The sequence below is a fragment of the Rhizobacter sp. P1_G5 genome, from assembly GCF_056405435.1.
Map to the genome: position 1 here is coordinate 1 of NZ_JBFUCB010000622.1, position 3481 is coordinate 3481.

Consider the following 3481-nt stretch of genomic DNA (forward strand, 5'->3'; position numbering starts at 1 on the left):
CAACGTCGGCTGGAAGTGCCAGCGCTGGACGACACGGGCCGAGCTGGCCGCTTCTCACAAGCTGCGCATCGAGGACGACCAGGGCGTGCTCGGCATCGGCCTGGCGCCGGGCTTCGCGATCGACCAGCGTGCGATGTTCCTGCCCACCGACGCCGGCAACATCCTGTGGGAGAGCCTGAGCCTGGTGACGGACGAGGCGGTGCGGGCGCTGCGCGAGCGCGGCGGCGTCGACCTGATCGCGATCTCGCACCCGCACTTCTACGCGGCGATGGTCGACTGGAGCGACGCGCTGGGCGGCGTGCCGATCCTGCTGCACGAGGCGGACCGCGAATGGGTGCTGCGGCCGGCGCCGCAGATCCGCTTCTGGGGCGGTGATGAGCTGCGCCTGTCCGACGGCGTCACGCTGCTGCGCTGCGGCGGGCACTTCGCCGGCAGCACCGCGTTGCACTGGCGGGACGGGCCGCGGCCCGGCGGCGCGCTGTTCCCCGGTGACGCGCTGCAGGTGGTGCAGGACCGCCGGCACGTGTCGTTCATGTACAGCTACCCGAACCTGATCCCGATGGCGCCTGCTGCGGTGTCGCGCCTGCGGCAGCTGCTGCAGGGGCGACGCTTCGACGATGTCTTCGGCTACACCTGGGGGCGCAACATCATCGGTGACGGGGCGTCCGCGGTGGACGAATCGTTCGATCGATACCTGCGCGCGATCGGTGTCGAGCGCGATGAGATCTCGTCAGGAAAAAAAGTTGTTGACGGGTCAGTAAAGACTCTTTACAGTCCGCCTCCTCGATTGATCGATCGAACCGAACTTCTTCAAGGACCTGCCTCGTGAACAAGCTGCTGACTTCCGTTGCCAAGCGCGCCCTGCCGGGCGTGATCGGGCTGGCGTGTCGCACACAGCTTGATCGACATGAGGATCGGGTTCATCCGGGAGAAGGAGGCGCATAGGCGGCGCCCCTTCCAAGCTCTGTTCGCAGAGGCCCGGATCTGATGAGGATCCGGGCCTTTTCTCTTTTCGATATCAGACAGGTCGCGTCGAATCCCGCACGCGATACCAGATCAAACAAATCGGCCGCAACGATTGGGCGGCGCCGGAACCCGTGACCGGATGGATTGAATGCTCCGTTGACTCAGTGGCCAGAGTGCCGGCCTGTCTAGCCGGAAGCCGCGGGTTCGACTCCCGCACGGGGCGCCACAAGACAGGAGAGCCTCGTTAGCTCAGTTGGATCAGAGCGCCGGCCTACGAAGCCGGAGGTCGCACGTTCGAGTCGTGCACGAGGCACCAGCAACCCCATCTCGACGTAGCCAAGTGGTCGAAGGCATCTGGCTGCAAACCAGACGGCGCAAGCCCGCATCCGTTCGAATCGGATCGTCGAGTCCATCAGTTCAGATCAACCCCCTCGTGGCGGAATTGGCAGACGCACCGGTCTCAGAAGCCGGCGCCGCAGGGCATGTCCGTTCGACTCGGACCGAGGGGACCACACATCGTTTTCATCAGCCGGGCCGCGAAAGGAGGCCACCATGCACCCTCGTCACAACCACGTGCTGCAACTCGACATCCAGGGCACGCCCCAGGCGTGGATCACGCTGGAGCATGCTGCTTCGCACGTGGCTGCGGATGCGGTGGCCTGGGTCGACGGCGATGGCCCGCTGGCCACGCTGCGCGGTGGTTTCAACGTCGCACGCGGCCGTCAGTCGGTGATCGACGTGCACCCGATCATCGCGTTGCGCGGTGCGTCGAGCGTCAACCTCTTCGACGTGGTACCGGCCTTCAGCAAGGGCAAGCTGTTCCGCCGCGACCGCATGACCTGTGCGTAYTGCAGCCAGTGCTTTCCGGAGCGCGACCTGCAGTGCGAACACATCGTGCCGGAGTCCCGCGGCGGCGGCTGGACATGGATGAACCTCGTCACCGCCTGCGCCGCGTGCAACGGCCGCAAGGCCGCCCGCACGCCCGAGGAGGCCCGCATGCCGCTGGTGTACCTGCCGTACGTGCCGAGTCGCTTCGAAGGCTTCCTGCTTGAAGGCCGGCACATCCGGGCCGACGTGCACGAGTGGCTGGCGGCGCGACTGCCGAAGGGATCGCGGCTGGGTTGAGCATCTTTCGGAACCATTGCGACCTCGGGCGTTACCAAGGCGATCATGGGCATTGAACTGGTTCTCGCCTGCTGAGCCCGCGCTGTCATGCGGGCCATCAGCGACTTTCTGAGGGGCCAGGCCGCTGCACTGCGACGAATCGCCGGCGCGACGCGTGGTGACATGAGTGTCGAAGACGTCAAGCAGGAAGCTTGGCTTGTCGCGGCCGACATCGGACAGCGACGAGGCTATCCGGTCGATTTCGGCGATCCTGCGGATCAGCAGTCCGTGCTGAAGTGGCTCTACTGCAAGCTCGTGAAGTTTGCCGAGAAGCAGATGCGACACGCAGTTCGCCTCGACAAGGACTGGGACCAGGAAGATTCCGAATTTGCCGCAAGCGCCTTGGCACGCTTGCTCACCTCACCGCTGGATTCCGACCCGTTGGTGCGGCTGCAGCAGGCAGAGGACGACGTCGACTACGCGAAGATGGTCCGGCACAGCTACTCCGAGGCGTCGGCCTATGTGCTGTTGCTGATCAGGTTCGACTGGGATGCCGACGCGCTTTCCGCGGACCTGCGAATTGCGGTGCAGACCTTGCGCAAGCGCCTGCGGCTGTGTGGCATCAAGGCCAAGGTCCAGCCTTCGCTTTTCGATGGCCAGGCCGTCATTGATCCCGGCTTCGAGCCGCGTCGGGCGCACCGACCCGGTGACCGGCGTCTTGTCGAGGCCATCGTTCACCAGCGGTGCTGGCAATTCTCCTGAGCCTCAGGCTCGGGCGGCAACATGGGTTTGCCACTCTTTGCACAACTTGCGGAATGAACGGCTGTTGTCGAACGCTTGCTGCAGGTCAATTCGGGCAGCGAACGCGGGTTGATCGAGAATTTCGCTGTAGGTGCCGCTTTGCATGTGCGCTCTCATCCAGCCCTTGGCGTTGCGCGGAGTTTCTGCCTGCATTTTTTCCTCAGGCGCCAGAGAGAATCCACGTGCTCCTTGCAAGGAGGGAGCCGCAGCGATGAACCAGGCTTCGAACTCCCGATTCGCCAGCACAACCGACAAACGCTGATGCGGGATATGTTGTTGCGCCCGTTGGTAGATTTCCCGACCCAGGCTTGCCGGGCAATCGTCATCGGCATCCAGCACGATCAGAACCCATCCGTCGTGACCACTCTTGGCTGYGGCAAGAAGCAGTTGCCTGCGGAATTCATCATCCTTGTTCAGGAATTTGTCGCGTCGAACTCGAATGGGTTGCAGCAGGTTGACCAACGCGGCGGGATCTCGTTCCGAAGCCAGTCTACGCAACAGGATTGGCAATGCGGAGACCTCTCCGTCTCCTTCCACGATCGATGCGATCGAGATCACAGCCGGGCCTCACCGAACAAGTCTGTCTGGCTCGCGCTCTGCTGCGCGATGA

The 3481-nt window shown here is 64.0% G+C and carries 4 protein-coding genes and 4 tRNA genes; 7 read left to right on the forward strand and 1 reads right to left on the reverse strand.

The genetic code is table 11. From position 1 onward, the window contains the following. The 7 genes from AC1D12_RS28245 to AC1D12_RS28275 form a co-directional block, all read left to right on the forward strand. Positions 1 to 829: MBL fold metallo-hydrolase (locus AC1D12_RS28245; RefSeq protein ID WP_477844401.1), on the forward strand; the 829-nt coding region annotated here is incomplete at its 5' end. A gap of 287 nt (positions 830 to 1116) precedes the next feature. Beyond that, a tRNA-Asp gene (locus tag AC1D12_RS28250) sits at positions 1117 to 1192 on the forward strand. Between the two features lie 12 nt (positions 1193 to 1204). Beyond that, positions 1205 to 1282: transfer RNA gene (locus AC1D12_RS28255), tRNA-Arg, on the forward strand. A gap of 10 nt (positions 1283 to 1292) precedes the next feature. Then, positions 1293 to 1378: transfer RNA gene (locus tag AC1D12_RS28260), tRNA-Cys, on the forward strand. A gap of 15 nt (positions 1379 to 1393) precedes the next feature. Continuing rightward, positions 1394 to 1478, forward strand: a tRNA-Leu gene (locus AC1D12_RS28265). 40 nt (positions 1479 to 1518) lie between these two features. After that, the gene (locus AC1D12_RS28270) at positions 1519 to 2091 is read left to right on the forward strand and encodes an HNH endonuclease (RefSeq protein ID WP_477828742.1); all 573 of its coding nucleotides are present in this window, start codon (positions 1519 to 1521) and stop codon (positions 2089 to 2091) included. Between the two features lie 87 nt (positions 2092 to 2178). Then, positions 2179 to 2832, forward strand: a complete 654-nt coding sequence (locus AC1D12_RS28275; protein WP_477844403.1) for a hypothetical protein — start codon at positions 2179 to 2181, stop codon at positions 2830 to 2832. Between the two features lie 3 nt (positions 2833 to 2835). Here AC1D12_RS28275 and AC1D12_RS28280 read toward each other — a convergent pair whose 3' ends face one another. After that, complete coding sequence (locus AC1D12_RS28280; RefSeq protein WP_477844405.1) at positions 2836 to 3429, reverse strand: DUF4276 family protein; 594 nt, start codon at positions 3427 to 3429, stop codon at positions 2836 to 2838. Between the last annotated feature and the right edge of the window lie 52 nt (positions 3430 to 3481).